This is a genomic window from Variovorax glucosi, assembly GCF_051216695.1.
Classification (GTDB): domain Bacteria; phylum Pseudomonadota; class Gammaproteobacteria; order Burkholderiales; family Burkholderiaceae_C; genus Variovorax.
The window spans coordinates 238,184-255,277 of sequence record NZ_JBPJZE010000001.1 but is presented as its reverse complement, the minus strand read 5'-3'; the positions used below and the strand labels follow the sequence as shown (position 1 = coordinate 255,277).

At 64.0% G+C, this 17,094-nt stretch carries 17 protein-coding genes; 4 read left to right on the top strand and 13 right to left on the bottom strand.

Features of this window, described 5'->3' with window-relative positions; translation table 11 throughout:
• Positions 1–115: 115 nt before the first annotated feature.
• The 3 genes from ACSFA3_RS01240 to ACSFA3_RS01230 form a co-directional block, all read right to left on the bottom strand.
• Positions 116–304, bottom strand: a complete 189-nt coding sequence (locus tag ACSFA3_RS01240) for a hypothetical protein (protein ID WP_435503588.1) — start codon at positions 302–304, stop codon at positions 116–118.
• 403 nt (positions 305–707) lie between these two features.
• Positions 708–1,172, bottom strand: a complete 465-nt coding sequence (locus tag ACSFA3_RS01235; protein ID WP_435503587.1) for a hypothetical protein — start codon at positions 1,170–1,172, stop codon at positions 708–710.
• Between the two features lie 104 nt (positions 1,173–1,276).
• The gene (locus ACSFA3_RS01230) at positions 1,277–3,688 is read right to left on the bottom strand and encodes a Tex family protein (RefSeq protein ID WP_435503586.1); all 2,412 of its coding nucleotides are present in this window, start codon (positions 3,686–3,688) and stop codon (positions 1,277–1,279) included.
• A 95-nt stretch (positions 3,689–3,783) separates the two neighbouring features.
• On the opposite strand from ACSFA3_RS01230, the gene ACSFA3_RS01225 reads away from it, so the two are divergent.
• The 4 genes from ACSFA3_RS01225 to ACSFA3_RS01210 all read left to right on the top strand — a co-directional run bounded on the left by ACSFA3_RS01225 (position 3,784) and on the right by ACSFA3_RS01210 (position 7,839).
• Positions 3,784–4,311, top strand: coding sequence for a hypothetical protein (locus ACSFA3_RS01225; protein ID WP_435503585.1), 528 nt, complete (start codon positions 3,784–3,786; stop codon positions 4,309–4,311).
• Positions 4,312–4,362: 51 nt separating this feature from the next.
• A complete protein-coding gene (locus tag ACSFA3_RS01220; RefSeq protein ID WP_435503584.1) occupies positions 4,363–5,724 on the top strand; it encodes a carbohydrate porin in 1,362 nt (453 codons plus the stop codon).
• Positions 5,690–7,057 (top strand): MATE family efflux transporter, encoded by a 1,368-nt coding sequence (locus tag ACSFA3_RS01215; RefSeq protein WP_435503583.1) that lies wholly within the window; start codon positions 5,690–5,692, stop codon positions 7,055–7,057. Before ACSFA3_RS01220 ends, ACSFA3_RS01215 begins: the two co-directional genes overlap by 35 nt.
• A gap of 68 nt (positions 7,058–7,125) precedes the next feature.
• Positions 7,126–7,839, top strand: a complete 714-nt coding sequence (locus ACSFA3_RS01210; protein WP_435503582.1) for a YebC/PmpR family DNA-binding transcriptional regulator — start codon at positions 7,126–7,128, stop codon at positions 7,837–7,839.
• A gap of 16 nt (positions 7,840–7,855) precedes the next feature.
• On the opposite strand, the gene ACSFA3_RS01205 is transcribed toward ACSFA3_RS01210, so the two are convergent.
• The 10 genes from ACSFA3_RS01205 to ACSFA3_RS01160 form a co-directional block, all read right to left on the bottom strand.
• Positions 7,856–8,299: a ribonuclease HI family protein gene (locus ACSFA3_RS01205; RefSeq protein ID WP_435503581.1), complete on the bottom strand. Its 444-nt coding sequence runs from the start codon at positions 8,297–8,299 to the stop codon at positions 7,856–7,858.
• A gap of 19 nt (positions 8,300–8,318) precedes the next feature.
• Positions 8,319–8,966: a PqiC family protein gene (locus ACSFA3_RS01200; protein WP_435503580.1), complete on the bottom strand. Its 648-nt coding sequence runs from the start codon at positions 8,964–8,966 to the stop codon at positions 8,319–8,321.
• Complete coding sequence (locus tag ACSFA3_RS01195) at positions 8,963–10,651, bottom strand: PqiB family protein (RefSeq protein WP_435503579.1); 1,689 nt, start codon at positions 10,649–10,651, stop codon at positions 8,963–8,965. Before ACSFA3_RS01195 ends, ACSFA3_RS01200 begins: the two co-directional genes overlap by 4 nt.
• Positions 10,648–11,310: a paraquat-inducible protein A gene (locus tag ACSFA3_RS01190; RefSeq protein WP_435503578.1), complete on the bottom strand. Its 663-nt coding sequence runs from the start codon at positions 11,308–11,310 to the stop codon at positions 10,648–10,650. The genes ACSFA3_RS01195 and ACSFA3_RS01190 overlap by 4 nt, the downstream gene beginning before the upstream one ends.
• On the bottom strand, positions 11,307–11,972 hold the full coding sequence (locus ACSFA3_RS01185) for a paraquat-inducible protein A (RefSeq protein WP_435503577.1): 666 nt from the start codon (positions 11,970–11,972) through the stop codon (positions 11,307–11,309). Before ACSFA3_RS01185 ends, ACSFA3_RS01190 begins: the two co-directional genes overlap by 4 nt.
• Positions 11,969–13,423 carry an MFS transporter gene (locus tag ACSFA3_RS01180; protein WP_435503576.1) on the bottom strand — a complete coding sequence of 485 codons (1,455 nt, stop codon included), beginning with the start codon at positions 13,421–13,423 and terminating at the stop codon, positions 11,969–11,971. The genes ACSFA3_RS01185 and ACSFA3_RS01180 overlap by 4 nt, the downstream gene beginning before the upstream one ends.
• Positions 13,424–13,575: 152 nt before the next feature.
• Positions 13,576–14,034 (bottom strand): hypothetical protein, encoded by a 459-nt coding sequence (locus ACSFA3_RS01175; RefSeq protein ID WP_435503575.1) that lies wholly within the window; start codon positions 14,032–14,034, stop codon positions 13,576–13,578.
• Between the two features lie 163 nt (positions 14,035–14,197).
• Complete coding sequence (locus ACSFA3_RS01170; RefSeq protein WP_435503574.1) at positions 14,198–15,100, bottom strand: SDR family oxidoreductase; 903 nt, start codon at positions 15,098–15,100, stop codon at positions 14,198–14,200.
• On the bottom strand, positions 15,097–16,053 hold the full coding sequence (locus tag ACSFA3_RS01165) for a glutathione S-transferase family protein (protein ID WP_435503573.1): 957 nt from the start codon (positions 16,051–16,053) through the stop codon (positions 15,097–15,099). Before ACSFA3_RS01165 ends, ACSFA3_RS01170 begins: the two co-directional genes overlap by 4 nt.
• Before the next feature lie 19 nt (positions 16,054–16,072).
• Positions 16,073–17,089 carry an NADP-dependent oxidoreductase gene (locus ACSFA3_RS01160; RefSeq protein WP_435503572.1) on the bottom strand — a complete coding sequence of 339 codons (1,017 nt, stop codon included), beginning with the start codon at positions 17,087–17,089 and terminating at the stop codon, positions 16,073–16,075.
• Between the last annotated feature and the right edge of the window lie 5 nt (positions 17,090–17,094).

Genomic DNA, 17,094 nt, shown 5'->3' with positions numbered 1-17,094 from the left:
TTTTCAGTAAAAGGTAGAGGTCGCAGGTTAAGGCGGCATCTTTGAATCCTCAGTCGGAACGCTCCGAATCGCTTTGCATGCGGCCCTCCGATACGCTGGTGTCGATTGCTGAACTTCAGCCTTCGATTTTTGGGCGAAGTTTGCTGCTCAGTTCGCTCGCGCCAAGGTTCTTGAGCACGCCAAACACTTCTGCGAGCACTTTCTTGGGGTCTTTGGAACTGTCCATCGCCTTGCTGAGTTCGCCAAGCAGCATCGGATGAATATTGTTCTTCTTGAAGAATTGGCCAAGGTCGTAGTGCGACATCGTGTCCAGCCGGTCTTTGGCTTTCGAGAGGTCGCCCTGTCGAACATCTCGTACGACCCGCATGAGATCGCCGACAGCGGCTTTCTCGAGAAAAGAATAGTTCGCAATGACGCCGTTGCTGGCGCATGCCGACTGGAGTTGCGGCAGCCGCTCGCCGTCCGTTCGGACTCGCGAGAAAGGCTCCGCTATCGTCTTCGGACTTTTGGGATCTGCCGCAGCCGCGTCGCGTGGCGCGAGTTTTCCGATGAGAGAAGCGGCGCCAGCCGAATGAAGATTCGTGACAGACATGAGGTTCTTTCGAATGAAGGGGAGACGCAGCAGGTTATTGCGGCATTCCTGAAAACCCGGTCGGAACGCTCCGAAACTGAATCCTTCAGTGCGGCCGTGCAGGCGGCGTACCCCGTCAGGCGGATGCTGCGGGACGAAGGCGGCTGCTCAGGCTGCTCGCGCCAGACAGGTCCAGCACCCTGAAGACCTCGTTGAGTGCTGAGTAAGCCTCTGCGCGACCGTAGATCGCGATCTTGAGTTGTCCGAGCAGTGCCGGGTCGATCTTCCGGTCCACGAAGAAGCGGTCGAGATCGGCCGTCGACATCATCTCCAGTCGCTGCTTCGCCGCCGGCACATCATCGGCTTCGAGATCGCGGATGATGCGCAGCAGGTCGCCGATCACGGCCCTCTCCAAAAAGGGACGGCTGGGCTTCTTGCCGTCGACCTGGCCGGCCTCGCTCGTACCCGCCGTGGATCGCGCATCGGCATCGCGCGAGAAGACGAGCGGCTCGTTCTTTGCGGTCGCGGAAGCGCCGAGCGAATGGTCTTTGCGGGCGACTGCAGCAGCAGCGACGCCGGGAGTGGTGGCGGGAATCGACATGGGGTTCCTCAAGCTGGTCATGGAAAACCGACCTTACGACGCCCCCTTTCCGATTGCGGTCGGATTGCTCCTAAACCCGCGGCACTTCGTCCCGAAGGTATCGGCTACTTCTTCAGCCCCTGCAGCTTCGCGAACGCACTCGCCATCTGCCCCGCAGGCTGCGGCGAACTGTCGCGACGGGGTTGCTGTTGCTGACTGCGTCCAGCGCCCTGGAAGCGGCTGTCTCGGTTGTCGCCGCTGTCTCGGTTGTCGCGCCCTCCCCGCTCCCCACCCTGCCGGGCCGGCGCTGCGTCGAGCTTCATCGTCAGCGCGATCCGTTTGCGCGCCACGTCGACTTCCACAACCCTCACCTTCACGATGTCGCCAGTCTTCACGACTTCTCGCGCGTCGTTGACGAATTTGTGGCTCAGCTGGCTCACATGCACGAGCCCATCCTGATGCACGCCCAGATCGATGAACGCGCCGAACTGCGCAACGTTGCTCACCGTGCCCTCCAGCACCATGCCTTCGACCAGATCCTTGATGTCGTCGACACCGTCGTTGAAGCGCGCGACCTTGAAGTCCGGGCGCGGGTCGCGGCCCGGTTTCTCCAGCTCGCCGAGGATGTCCTTGACGGTAATGACGCCAAATTTTTCGTTGGCGAAGAGCTCTGGCCTGAGCGTCTTGAGCATGTCCGCGCGGCCCATCAGCTCGGTAATCGGCCTGCCGGTCTTCAGCATGATCTGCTCGACCAACGGATAGGTTTCCGGATGCACGCCGGTAATGTCCAGAGGGTTGCTGCCATCGCGCACCCGCAGGAAGCCAGCGCTTTGCTCGAAAGCCTTCGGCCCAAAACCGGTGACTTCGAGCAGCTGCTTGCGCGTGGAAAACGCGCCATTCGCTTCGCGCCAACGCACCACCGCTTTCGCCACGCTCGCCGACAGCCCCGAAACGCGCGACAGCAGCGGCACGCTGGCCGTGTTCAGGTCGACGCCGACCGAATTCACGCAGTCTTCGACCACCGCATGCAGCGTGCGCGCGAGTTCGCTCTGGTTCACGTCGTGCTGATACTGGCCGACGCCGATCGATTTCGGATCGATCTTCACCAGCTCCGCCAGCGGATCCTGCAGACGCCGCGCGATGCTGGCCGCGCCACGCAGGCTGACGTCGACGTCGGGCATTTCCTGCGACGCGAACTCGCTGGCCGAGTAGACAGAGGCGCCGGCTTCGCTGACGACGACCTTTTCGATGGCCACAGCCGGCGAGCCGGCCTGATCGGCCATCTTCGCAAGCAGCTTGATCAGATCCGCCGCCAGCTTGTCCGTTTCCCGGCTCGCCGTGCCGTTGCCGATCGCGATCAGGTTCACGCCGTGCCTGGTGCAGAGCTTGCCGAGCGTGTGCAGCGAACCTTCCCAATCCTTGCGCGGTTCATGCGGGAACACGGTCGCGGTCTCAACCAGCTTTCCCGTGGCATCGACCACCGCGACCTTCACGCCGGTACGAATGCCGGGGTCGAGCCCCAGCACGACGCGCGGGCCGGCAGGTGCGGCGAGCAACAGGTCGCGCAGGTTGTCCGCGAAGACCTTGATCGCGGTCTTCTCGGCGTCTTCGCGCAGCCGGGTGAACAGGTCGCGCTCCGTCGAAAGCGACAGCTTCACACGCCAGGTCCAGGCCACGCACTTGCGCAGCAGATCGTCCGACGGACGGCCCGAATGGATCCAGCCGAGATGGATCGCGATCCGGCCTTCGGCGATCGACGGCTTGCCGGGTTCCGGCTCGACCGGCAGCACCAGCTTCGCATCGAGGATGTCGAGCCCGCGCCCGCGGAACACGGCCAGCGCGCGGTGCGACGGCACGCGGCCGATCGGCTCGTCGTAGGCGAAGTAGTCGCGGAACTTGGCGATGTCGGCATTGTTCTCGTCCTTGCCCGACATCAGCGTTGACTTGAACAATCCCTCGGCCCAGAGCCATTCGCGCAGGCGCTGCACCAGCGTCGCGTCTTCGGCCCAGCGCTCGGCGAGGATGTCGCGGACACCGTCGAGCACGGCCGGAACGGTGGAGAAATCCGGGCCCGGCTTGCCATCGTCAAGCGTTTCGGCTGGCTTGATGAAGGCCTTCGCTTCGACCGCCGGATCGCGCGTCGGATCGGCGAATAGCATGTCGGCCAGCGGCTCGATGCCGGATTCACGCGCGATCTGGCCTTTGGTGCGGCGCTTCTGCTTGAACGGCAGGTAGATGTCTTCCAGCTCCTGCTTGGTGCCGACCGTGGCGATGGCGATGCGCAGCGCGTCGGTCAGCTTGCCCTGTTCGTCGATGCTTTTCATCACGGCGGTGCGACGGTCTTCGAGTTCGCGAAGGTAGGAAAGACGCGCTTCGAGTTCGCGCAGCTGGATGTCGTCGAGGCCGTCGGTCGCCTCCTTGCGATAACGGGCGATGAAGGGAACCGTGGCGCCGCTGTCGAGAAGCTCGATGGCGGATTTCACCTGGTGCTCGCCGACCCTGATTTCCTCGGCGAGCTGGCGGATGATTTTTTGCATTTCTGGAACGTTCCTGGCAGGCGCCGCCGGCCTGCGAGATAAAGCAGACAAGTTTGCCATAGCGTCTCCGGCGCTCACGTCACAATCCCGGGCGTATGTCCACCCTCCGAAAACTGCTCCGCGCACTGGCCACGATCCTGATGGTGCCGGTGCTGCTGTTCGAGGAATGGGGCTGGGAGCCGCTGGCAGCCCAGGTTTCGAAGCTCGCGCGCCTGCCTTTGTGGGCGCGTCTGGAAGACCGGGTGAGGAACCTGCCGCCCTGGGGCGCCGTCATGGTTTTCTTCCTGCCGGTGGTGATGCTGTTCCCCATCAAGCTGGCGGCGCTTTTCCTGTTCGGCCGCAGCCACTATGCAAGCGGTTTCGCGCTGCTCGCAGGCGCAAAGCTGGTCGGAACCGCCATCCTGGCGCGGCTTTTCCAGCTGGTGAAGCCGACGCTGTTGACCATCGGCTGGTTCGGGCGCTGGTATCCGCGCTGGACCGGCTGGAAGGACCAAGTACTTGACCGCGTGCGCATGAGCGCGCCGTGGCGCACAGTGCGTGCGCTCAAGGCTGGCACGCGCCGTCGCTGGCGTGCTTTCCGGCTGGGTGTCATGCAGGCATTCCGCCGTGTATTCAATTCTTAATATTCCACAACTAACGTCCACGTCCCTGCCTGGCTCCAAGGACTGCCGCACATGCGCCTCGATTTCCGCTCCCTACTTCTTATCATCCCCGCCTTCGCTGCAATTTCCACAGCACTTCTGCCCGGCACCTCCACTGCAGCCGAAACTCCCGAAACGACGGCCGTCCCCGAAGCCGAAAACTGGAACGCCCATCTCCAGGCCACCTATGTCTGGCAGCGCAAGCCGTCTTTCGCAGCCGCGTACTCGGGTCCGAACAGCCTGACGACCGACCGTGAGCGCAGCTACTCGTTCACCGCCACCGCATTTTTCGGTGCGCGACTGTGGCGCGGCGGCGAGCTGTACTTCAACGCCGAAGGCGCGCAAGGCGTTCCGCTTTCCAACCTGACCGGCTTCGGCGGCTTCACCAACGGCGAAATGGCGCGCTCCTCCGGCCCGAATCTGCGCATTTACCGCGCTCGTTTCTTCCTGCGCCAGACCTGGGACGGCGGCGGCGAGCAGACGCCGGTCGAATCCGGTGCCAATCAGCTCGCGGGCACGCACGACAGCCGCCGCTGGGTGCTGACCGCCGGCAATCTGTCGGTGCTCGACCTGTTCGACGGCAACGCCTACAGCCACGACCCACGCACGCAGTTCCTCAACTGGTCGGTGATGACGCACGGCGCCTTCGACTATGCGGCCGACGCGCGCGGCTATTCCTGGGGCGTGGCACTGGAGTGGTACCACGACGAATGGGCGGTGCGCGGCGGGCGATTCATACAGCCGATCGATCCGAACGGCCAGAAGCTCGACAACAATCCCTTCAAGCACTACGGCGACCAGATCGAAATCGAGCGCGGTCACGACATCGCCGGCCAGCCAGGCAAGGTGCGGCTTCTGGCCTTCAACAATCGCGCGCGAATGACGCGCTATGCCGACGCCAACGCGCTCGCCCAGCAGACCGGTACCGTGCCGGACATCAACGCCGCACGCTACGGCGCGCAGATGAAGCGCGGCTTCGGCATGAATATCGAACAGGCCGTGAACGACGACGTCGGCCTGTTCGCCCGTGCCAGCTGGGCCGACGGCAAGACCGAAACCTATGCGTTCACCGATATCGACCGCTCCGTCTCGGGCGGCGTGACCGTCAAGGGTTCGGCATGGAATCGCGCTCAGGACACCGTCGGCCTCGCGCTGGCTCAGAACGCCATCTCCAAGGCCCAGCGCGACTATCTGGCCGCTGGCGGCATCGCCTTCTTCATCGGCGACGGACGTCTTCGCTACCGGCAGGAAGGCATCGTCGAGGCGTTCTACAACATCAACGTGACCAGGGGGACCTGGATAACCTTCGACTGGCAATACATCCGCAATCCGGCTTACAACGCCGACCGCGGTCCTGTCCATGTCGGATCGGTGCGTCTGCATACGGAGTTCTGATATCTGGAAAACGTTTCTCCTGTTCCTCGCGCCGATGTTGCTCAGCAACATCCTGCAGTCGCTCTCCGGCACGCTGAACAACGTCTACGTCGGGCAGATGCTGGGGGTCGGCGCGCTGGCTGCCGTGTCGAGCTTCTTTCCGGTGATGTTCTTCTTCATCGCCTTCACGATCGGGCTCGGCGCGGGCGCCTCGGTGCTCATCGGCCAGGCCTGGGGCGCGCGTGACACGGCCAAGGTCAAGGCGGTCGCCGGCACCACGCTGACGGTCGGCGTGATCTTCGGTCTGCTGGTCGCGGTCTTCGGCGGAACCTTCACCACGCCGCTGCTTGCCGCACTCGGTACCCCGCCCGACATCCTGGACGACGCGACCCGCTATGCGCGGATCATGCTGATCGCCATGCCGGGTCTGTTCGTCTTCCTGCTGTCGACCGCGATGCTGCGCGGCATTGGGGACACTGTCACGCCGCTTTTCACGCTCGGCATTTCGACCTGCATCGGCCTGTTGCTCACGCCGGCGCTGATCCGCGGCTGGGGCGGATTGCCGATGCTGGGCGTCGCCAGCGGCGCTGCTGCGACGGTGGTCTCCTTCATCGTGGCGACGGTCTGGCTGGCTCTCCGGCTGCGCAGCAAGAAAAGTGCGCTGGCGCCCGACGCGGAATTCGCTCGCAGCCTTCGCGTCGATCCGAAGATCCTGCTGACGGTCCTGAAGGTCGGCGTGCCGACGGGCGTGCAGATGATCGTGATCTCGGTCGCGGAAATCGCGCTGCTGTCGGTGGTCAACGGCTACGGCTCCGACGCCACAGCGGCTTACGGTGCCGTGAACCAGGTCGTCGCGTACGTGCAGTTTCCGGCCATCTCGATCGCGATCACGGCCTCGATCCTCGGCGCGCAGGCCATCGGCGCCGGACGGGTCGACGAACTGGGCATCATCGCCCGGACGGGCCTGCTGATGAACCTGGCGCTAACCGGCACGCTGGTGCTGCTCGGCTACCTTTTCTCGCGCCACATCATGGGCGCGTTCATCACCAGCGAGCCGGTGATCGACGTCGCGCAGTCGCTGCTGCACATCATGCTGTGGAGCACGGTGGTATTCGGCATGGCGTCGGTGCTGTCGGGGATCATGCGGGCGAGCGGATCCGTGCTGGTGCCGACCTGCATTTCCATCGCCTGCATCGTGCTGATCGAAGTGCCGGTAGCCTGGGTGATGAGCCACCGTATCGGCCTGAACGGTGTGTGGGTCGCGTACCCGGTGACTTTCCTGGCGATGTTCGCGCTGCAGAGCGCGTACTACCGGCTGGTCTGGCGGAAGAAGGCGATCAGGCGGCTGATCTAGGCATTGTCCGCAGAGACGAAAATCAGGGTCGAGGCGCATTCGGGCGCCTGAACAACAAGGAGCCAGACATGGGCGCGCAATGGAAAGCAAAACACAAGGACCTGGCCGCGAATGCCAAGGGTCGCTTGTTCGGCAAACTGGCCAAGGAAATCATGATCGCCGCACGCGGCGGTGCCGATCCGGCGCTCAACTCGCGGCTGCGGCTGGTCGCCGAGCAGGCGCGCAAGGTGTCGATGCCGAAGGAAACGCTGGAGCGCGCCATCAAGAAAGGCGCGGGCCTCACCGGCGAGGCGGTTCATTTCGAGCACGTGATCTACGAAGGCTTCGCGCCCCACCGCGTTCCGCTGATGGTCGAATGCCTGACGGACAACGTGAATCGCACAGCGCCTGAAATGCGTGTGCTGTTTCGCAAGGGCCAGCTCGGCACGTCCGGCTCGGTCGCCTGGGATTTCGACCATCTCGGCATGATCGAAGCCGAGCCGTCGAAGCCGGATGCCGATGCGGAAGTCGCAGCCATCGAGGCCGGCGCGCAAGACTTCGAGCCCGGCTCCGAAGACGGTCACACGCTGTTCCTGACCGATCCGACAGATCTCGACATCGTCAGCCGCGCCCTGCCCGCGCAAGGTTTCACGGTGATCGCGGCGAAGCTGGGCTACAAGGCGAAGAACCCGGTCGATCCGGCCAGCCTGAGCGCGGAGGATCTGGAAGAGGTGGAGACGTTCCTGGCTGCGATCGATGCGAACGACGATGTGCAGAATGTTTATGTGGGGTTGGGTGGATAGTCGATCGAAGCAGAGCTCACCGTCGCACGTGCTTCGCCTTGCGCTGCTTTGGCCCCACACCCAAAGCAGCACGGGCCAGTGCATCGGCCTCGGCGTTGCGTGAGCGCGGTATCCAGACCATTTCGATCGATTCGAACGTCGCAACGAGGTCACGTGCGGCGTCGAACATGACGGCCAACCGTGCGATGGGTTCGGCGGCCGGGCCAGTGCCGCCGCCAAGCTGACCCACCACGATGCTGTTGTCGCTGTAGACCCTGGCGGCTGTTGCACCCAGAGTCTTCAGCTGCTCCAGTGCCAAAGTCACAGCCCGAAGCTCGGCCTCGTTGTTGCACCCGGCACCTTGCGGCGATTGCGACAACTCAAATCGGCTGCCATCCGGCGCTACGACGACGGCGCCGAGCCCCATCCGGCCCGGGTTAGGTATCGCGCTGCCATCGCACCATACGGTCCAAGTCGTCACCTCTGAAAGTGACAACCGCTCAGCCGCAACCGACCGCCGTGCCCGGCGCCGAAGTCCGCGTCAGATTGCCGACGTGTCGCGCGATCGCATCCGCAGCCTTCGCGGTCACCCGCTGAGCGCCTTGCGCCAACGCGTCGATGCCGCCGCCGACCGGCTCGCTGCCCGTCCACTGGCAGGTCGTGCTGCGCTCGCCGTCCGAGCGGCGCACGGTCCAGCTGAAAGCCGCATCGACGCGGCTGTTCTCGACGGCGTCGAAGTTCTGCAACTGCACTGCAATCCGCCAGGCCGGCTGCGCGGGTTGCCGTCCGCCTTTTGTCAGATCGACAGCGCCGAGTCGCGATGCGATGCCGCTGGCCAGCGCGTCGCGCATCTCGTTCTCGAACGACGACGCCCAGCGGTGCTGCTCCAGCAGCTCGACTTCCGCACTGGCCCTTCCGCTTGCGGGCGCCTTGCGCACAAGCATCTGCGGACGCGCGAGACGTTCCGCCATCGCAACCGGAGCGAGCTCGATGAACATCGGCACGGCAGAGGCGTTCGCAGGCACGACTCGCGAATCGGCAGGGGCGGCCAGCGTGAAGTAGCGGTCCGGCGGACTCGCGCAGCCGGCAACCAGCAAGGCAGCGGCACATGCGGCCAAGCCAGAAAAGATCTTCGAAAACGGCTTCATTTCTTGTCGTCCGGTTTGCCGCGCAGCAGCGATTCGGGATGGCGCTCGAGGTAATCGGTCAGTACGCGGACCGATCCGGCGGCGCGGGTCAGTTCCTGCAGCATCTGGCGCATGTCGGTCTGCAACGGCGAATCTTCCGCCAGCGTGCGCTCGGCGCTGCTGATGGTCTTGCGCGCGTCCTTCATGGCTGCGGTGATCTCCGGAGACACGTCGTTGTTCAGCGTGCGCGTGAGTTGCTCGGCGCCCTTCAGCGTCTTGTCGAGCGTCGCCAGCGAGGTGCGCACGTCCTTGCCGATCTCCTCGAACGGCACCTTGTTGACCTTGCCGACGATTTCCTGCACCTGCGACTGCAGCTCGTCGAGGCTGTTCTGCATCGTTGGCAGTTCGGACGGCGTCTTCGACGCATCGATCTTCACGACCGGCGCCTTGGGGAAGAAGTCGAGCGCCACGTAGACCTGGCCGGTCAGCAGATTGCCGGTGCGCAACTGAGCGCGCAGCCCCTTGGCAATCAGGAAGTTAAGCCTTTGCCGGCGCTGCGCATCGGTTTCCTGCGGCCTGGCGGGTTGCCCGACTACGCCCGCGACCGGACGCCGCAGACGATCGGGATAGATCTGGACCAGCACCGGCATGCGGAATTCGCGCTCGTCGCGGTCGAACTGCACGCCGATCGACTTGACCTCGCCGATCACGACGCCGCGGAAATCGACCGGCGCACCGGGCGACAGACCGCGCAACGACTGGTTGAAGTACATCAGCACGGTTTCGGCCGGGCCGTCCGGCACCTTCATTGCGGCGGATTCGTCTTCGGCCAGCGCGAACGCCGTGTTCTCCTGCGCGAACGGTCCGGGTGTGTCTTCGGGTGCGCGAAAGGCGATGCCGCCGAGCAGGATGGTGGCAAGCGACTGCGTGCGTAACGTCAGACCGCTGGCGTTGATCTGCATGTCGAGCCCGCTGGCATGCCAGAAACGGGTGTTGGCGCCGACGAACTTCTCGTAGGGCGCATTGACGAAGATACGCAGCGTGACGCCACGACCGTCCGGGTCCAGCTCGAAAGCCGCAACCTGCCCGACCTTGATGCGTCGGTAATACACCGGCGAGCCAACATCGAGCGAGCCGATGTCGTTGGCGCGCAGCAGGTACTGCTGGCCCGATGCATCGCGGGTCACGATGGGTGGCGTTTCGAGGCCGGTGAACTCCTTGGCGCTTTCGTCGGAAACACCGGCATCGGCGCCGATGTAGGCGCCGGAAAGCAGGGTACCAAGCCCCGAAATCCCCGATGTGTCCAGCCGCGGGCGGACCACCCAGTAACGCGTGTCCTGAGCGATGAAGGCGTCAGCATCCTTGTTGAGCTGCACCGTGACGGCAACATGCGAACGGTCGCGCGCCAGGCGGATCTTCTCGACGATGCCGATCTGCACATCCTTGTACTTCACCGCCGTCTTGTTCGCTTCAAGGCCTTCCGCCGTCTTGAAGGTCAGCTCGATCTCCGGCCCTTTGGACAGCAGAATGCGGGCGACGAGCGTGAAGCCGACCAGCGCCGCGACAACCGGGATCAGCCAGATCAGCGACGGCAGCCAGTTGCGCCTCCGCACGACCTTGGGGCGCGGCGGCACTGCAGGCGGCGGCAGCGCAGACGCAGACGCATCCGGCTGATTCTCTGGGTTGTTTTCGCTGCTGCTGCTCATTGGGATGTTTTGGTCATGTCGTCGATGTTCTCGGACTCTTCAATCTCGTCGTCGGGATGGCCGTCCCAGGTCAGCTTGGGGTCGAAGCTCAGCGATGCGAGCATCGTGAGCACGACGACCGCACCGAAGGCCGCGATGCCGACACCGGCTGTGATTTCGGCGAATCCCTGGATCCGCACGAGCCCGGCCAGCAGCGCCACCACGAAGACGTCGAGCATCGACCAGCGGCCGATCAGCTCGATCAGGTGATAGAGCTTCGCTCGCTCCTCGCGCCGCCAGTTGCTGCGCCGCTGGGCGCTGACGACAAGCACGAACAGTGCCGCCAGCTTGAACAGCGGCACCAGAAAACTCGCGACGAAGATGATCGCCGCGAGCCCATAGGAGCCGCTGACCCAGAAGAAGATGATGCCGCTGAGAATGGTGTCGTTCGAAGTTCCAAGCAGCGAACGCGTGATCATCACCGGCAGCATGTTGGCCGGTATGTACATCAGGCAGGCAGAGATCAGGAACGCCCAGGTGCGGTTCAGGCTGTCGGGCTTCCGGATGTGCAGGCGCGTGCCGCAACGGCCGCAGGCTTCTCCGTCGGCGGCACCTTTCCAAACCGTGCCGCAGTGCCGGCAGCCGATCAGGCCCAGATCGATGGCGCGCGCGACCGTCACGAAACCCGATCTCCGGCGGCGATCTCTTCGGCTACCTCGACGCCGACCTCGTCTTTCTGCGCGTCGTCGAGCATCTCCCAGAAGCCGCGCGGATCGAAAGCCAGAATGGCGGTCAGCAGCACGGTCAGGGCCATGAAAGCCCAGAGTGCCGGCCCGGGAATCACCGTCGCGAGGCCCGACAGTTTCACCAGCGCAACCAGCACGCCGAGCAGAAAGACTTCCACCATGCCCCAGGGGCGTAGCGATTGCATGGCGCGCACCATCCACGCGAACCCCTTGACGCGCCGGTGGCGCTGCAACGGAACCAGCAGCCACAGCAGGAAAAGCAGCTGAAGCAGCGGAAACAGCAGCGTGGTCACGAGCACCAGCAGCGCCACCAGAGACATGTTCTCGCCGGTCAGCGTGACGATGGCGCCGGCCAGCGTGGTCTGGCTGTGCAGGCCGCGCAATTCGATCTCGACAATTGGAAAAAGATTGGCGATCGCGAACATGATCAATCCGGCAACCGTCAGCGGCAGCAGCCGGCTCTGCTGCGTGCCGGAATGGCGATCGAGTTCGGTGCCGCAACGCGGGCAACTCGCCACCTCGCGACGACGCAACGGCGCGCGCGCATACACCGCATCGCAGCCCTCGCAGACGACGAGTTCGCTATCCGGCTTCATTCGCCCACCGTCCGCAGACGCAGGCAGCTGAAGACGCCTGCAACAGCCGCGAATCCGGCTGCGAGCACCAGCGCGATCAACGGTCCGAGGCCGTGCTGCGGGCTCCACACGCTGAAAACCGCCGCTACGACCACGGCGCCCAGCGTCTGGCCGGTGAGCCGCGCCGTGCCCAGCATGCCGCTTGCTGCGCCGCTGCGGTGCTTTGGCGGCGCGGTCACGATCGTGTGGTTGTTGGGCGACTGGAACAGCCCAAAACCGGCGCCGCACAGTGCCATCCGCCATGCGATGTCGAAGTTGGACGGCTCGGCCGGCAGTGCGGCCAGCAGCGCGAGGCCGGTCGCCAGCAGGCCGAGGCCGATGCCTCCCAGAAGGCCGTCCGGATACCGCCCGATCAGCCTGCCGGCGATCGGCGCCATCACGATGATCGCCAGCGGCCAGGCGGTGATCAGCAGACCGGCCTGGAGATGCGTGCGCCCGTAGACGTCCAGAAGCAGGAACGGAAGTGCGATGTAAGACAGCATTTGCGCAGCAAAAGCAGCTACCGACGTACCCATGGAAAGGGCAAAGACCGGTATGCGCATCAGGTCGATCGGAAACAGAGGCACCGCGAACGATCGCTGCCGGCGCAGGTAGACGAAGCCGATGGCACCGCCGGCTGCAAGCATCCCTAACGCGCCTGTGGTCGACACCGGCGGCGTTGCGCCGGGCACCGCCGATGCGCGAACCCCAAGCCCGTCGGCGCCGAGAAAGATCAGCGCGAACATCAGGATGTTGAGCAGCACGTCGACCCAGGTGAAGCGAGCCCCACCGGCCACTGCCAGCGCATTGAACGGCAAAGCCTTGCGGCCGAGCAGCACCACGGCGATTCCCAACGGCACATTGAAGGCGAAGAGCCACGGCCACGACGCCACCGAAAGAATCGCAGCGGCCACGGAAGGCCCGGCGACGGAGGCCGTTGCGACCACCATCGAATTGATCGCCATGCCGCGACCGAGACTGGCGGACGGATAGATCAGCCGCACGATCGCCGCGTTGACGCTCATGATCCCGGCCGCGCCCAGGCCTTGGAGCGCGCGAGCGGCGATTAGCGTGCCGAGCGAGTTGGACAGCGTGGCGGTGAGGGACGCAAGCGCAAAGACCGACATGCCGATGAGATAGACGCGACGGTATCCGATGCGATCTCCCAGCGAAGCCAACGGAAGCAGCAGAACCAGGATGGCGATCTGGTAGGCATTCACGACCCAGATCGCCTGCGCCGGGCTGGCGCTGAGTTCGCGCGCGATCCCAGGCAGCGCGAGGTTGACGATGGTGCCGTCCAGCACGGCAACACCGATCCCGAGGATCATCACCAGCATCGCCCTGTAACGCTGTGGCAGCGGCAGGCCGTCGACCGGAGCGCGCGCGCCAGCAGGCTCCAGATTCACGGCGGAAGATGCGGTGCCGGACGCCATGTCAGGTCGTCGGCAGAAGGCCCGAAACGGAAGCGACCTTGAAAAATTGAAAAGAGATCATTGCACCTATTGTCGCCATGCCCGCGATGGGCGGCTGTAGGCGCGGCGCGGGAGCTCGATGCTGGCTGTGCGCTATCGGTCGGCTACAGCACTCAGAACTCGAAACCCTTCGATGCAGACGCTGACGTGTCGCCGACGGACTTTGCTTGCGTGCTCATGTTTGGCGTTTCCGGCATTTTGTTAAGGGCGTCGTTTGCCCAACTTGCGACTCTCATTGCTCTTAATTCTTTATTCATTCCCATATTAGGACCATCTGCTTCATTGATGAATTTTCTCGCATCGCTGTCCTTATGGAAGAGCTTTTCCATTTCCTCCATCGCAGGGCCCTTGACGCCGCTTGCCTTGAGCGAGTCGTATGTTTCAAGCAATTCCTTGCCGTCGATCTGACCGCTCTTGAATGATTGCAACGCATCCTTCAGTACTGCCGCTCCCTCCTGATTGTCCGAGCGTCGCTGATTCAATCCTGCCGCAAGATTTCCGATTTCGGGATTTCTGAATTCCGCGCCGGACGTTGCACGCGCGCCTGAAGGTTGCCCGATCGATAAGCTCATATTGATTCCTTGTGGATTAGACAAGCACAGTCGCTATTGTCTAATCGCGCATTCTCACTTCGGCGCACAAGGAGTCGAGCGTCGGAATAATCTCAAAAACACCCGCGGAAAATCAACTTCCAGGATTGCCCCGACAGCCCCGCAGACTCGATCTCTCAAACTCTCAATTTCTCAACTGCGCCCGCAACTGCACCCCGATGTCAGGCCGCTCAAGAAACGGATCCGCCGGATTCGTCCCCGAGACGATGTGTTCCATCCGGCTCTTCACATTGCCCAGCGCCTTCGGATGGCTGAACACATAGAACTGATTCGTTTCGATCGCGTCGAATACTTTCGCCGCCACGTCGGCCGCACTCACCTTTCCGCTTCCCACCGCCTTGGCGATCATCGCGCGGCCGATCAGCTGGCTCTTCGTTTCCTCGCCGGCGGGCAACACACCGGGCCGGTTGCGATCGCTGGTCGTGATGCCGGTCGGTACGAAATACGGGCACAGCAGACTCGCACCGATCTGGTCGGTAACGAGCGCCAGATCTTGGTACAGCGTTTCGGTGAGGCTCACGACCGCCGCCTTGGCCGCGTTGTAGATGCCCATGTTCGGCGGCGTCAGCAGACCGGCCATGCTTGCGGTGTTGACGACATGTCCGCGCCATGACGGGTCTTGCGCGGCGGCTTCGAGCATCATCGGCACGAACAGGCGCACGCCGTGGACCACGCCCATCAGGTCGACGCCGAGAACCCAGTCCCAGTCGGCCGCGCTGTTCTCCCAGACCAGTCCACCGGCGCCGACGCCCGCGTTGTTGAAGACGAAATGCGGCGCGCCGAAACGTGCTTTCACCTCCAGCGCCAGCGCTTCCATCTGCGCGGCGTCCGCAACATCGACCTTGCGAGCGAGAACCGAAACGCCCATCGCCTCCATCTCGGACCGAGCCGCTTCGAGCGCGTCCTGCTGCACGTCGACCAGCACCAGATTCATTCCGCGCGCCGCGCCTATGCGTGCGCATTCGAGTCCGAAACCGGAACCGGCGCCGGTCAGCACCGCCGTCTTGCCGTTGAAATCCGCAATCATGGCGCGCCCGTTTCCGCCAGTTTCAACACGTAGCCGATGCGCGGGAAATGCACATGGACCGTACCGGCGCGCTCGTCCGTACGGCGCAACGTGTAGTGCATGCGGCTGGCGGCAACCAGCTCGCCGACGGTTTCCTCGAGCCCGAAAGTCTCGGCGCGGATCGAAACCTGGCTGCCACGCGGGATACCGTGGTCGTCCTGAAACGTGCTGTCGCTCAGCAGCGGGCGAGATGCTGCCGGTGTTGCTGCCTTGGAAACTGCAAGCGCTTCCTCCGCTGTCATCGGCGTCGACGCGCCATGGCCGATGTCAGCCATGCGGTCCATCCAGTCGATGACGGCCGGCGTCAGTTCCAGTATGTCCTTGACCGCATCGATCCGGCGGGTGTACCAGAGCGGGTGGTAGGCGGAAAAGTCCGCGATGCACGGCACTTCGCCGAGCAAAAAGGGCTTGTCGTCGAGCATGTCCGAGAGCCGGCGCAGGTACGACTTGTACGCGCCCGCCGCATCGGCCGGCCGCAGCCGCGTCATGCCGCTGGCGCTCATCTTTCCGCGGTCTTCGCCGAAAGCCTTTGCCGCTTCCGGCGGCATGCCGGAGAAAACTTCCGCCGCGCCTTTCGGTTGCAGGTTGTAGGCCATCGCGGCCCAGAACAGCGTGCTGTCGGCCCACTGCGCGAGGATGCGCGACATGCCCTTCTCAGGCTCCGGGTAGGCGGTCGGCATCGGCGCGATGTGTTCGAGCACGTCGGCGATCAGCGCCGTGTCGCAGTAGATATCGTTGCCGATCTGCAGCACGGGCGTGCGACGGTAGCCACCGGTCAGCGCCTCGAGGTCGGGCTTCGGCATGATGGCCGGGATCGAAACCGACTTCCACGCCAGCTTCTTGTGGCCCAGCAGCAACCGGACTTTTTCCGAGAACGGCGAGCGCGAATAATTGTGGAGGATCAGGTCGGACATTGCTTCTCCTTGCGTTCGTTCAGACGAGCTTGACGATCTGCTTGCCGAAATTCCGGCCCTTGAGCAGCCCGAGGAAGGCCTCCGGCGCCGATTCGATGCCGACCGCCACCGATTCGCGCGGCCGCAGCTTGCCGCTGGCAACCAGCCCGGCCAGTTCCTTCAGCGCCTCCGGCCAGACTTCCATGTGTTCGCTGACGATGAAGCCTTCGATCTTGAGCCGGTTGACGAGGATCAGCGCCGGGTTGGTCATCGGCAGAGGCTTGCCGTCGTAGCCGGCGATCATTCCGCACAGCGCGACGCGGGCGAAGGCGTTGGTACGCAACAGCACGGCGTCGAAGATGTAGCCGCCGACGTTCTCGAAGTAGCCGTCGATGCCATCCGGGCACGCTTCCTTCAATGCCTGGCTCATGCTCTTGACGTCGGGATGCAGTTTGTAGTCGACCGCGACATCGAAGCCGAGTTCTTCGGTGAGATAGCGGCACTTGTCGGGACCGCCGGCGATGCCGACCGTGCGGCAGCCGCGCGCCTTGGCCAGCGCACCGAACGCGCTGCCGACAGCGCCGCTCGCAGCCGACACCACCACCGTGTCGCCGGCCTTCGGCGCGATGATCTTCACCAATCCGTACCAGGCCGTGACACCCGGCATGCCGACCGCGCCGAGGTAGTGCGACAGCGGCACATGCGTCGTGTCGACCCTGCGCAGCGCGCCGGGCTGCGACGCGTCGACCACGCTGTATTCCTGCCAGCCGCCGAAACCGACGACCTGCTCGCCGACAGCGTATTTGGGATGCCTGCTCTCCACGATCTCGCCAACTGTCCCGCCCTGCATTATCTGACCGACCGGTTGCGGCGCCGCATAGCTTTTCGAGTCGTTCATCCGACCGCGCATGTACGGGTCGAGGCTCATGAAGTGGTGGCGCACCAGCACCTCGTTGTCCTTCAACGGCGGCGTCTCGGTGGTCACCAATTTGAAGTTGCTCGCAACCGCCTCGCCGTCGGGACGGTTGTCGAGCAGTTGTTGTCGGTTCGTGGGCATGGTGC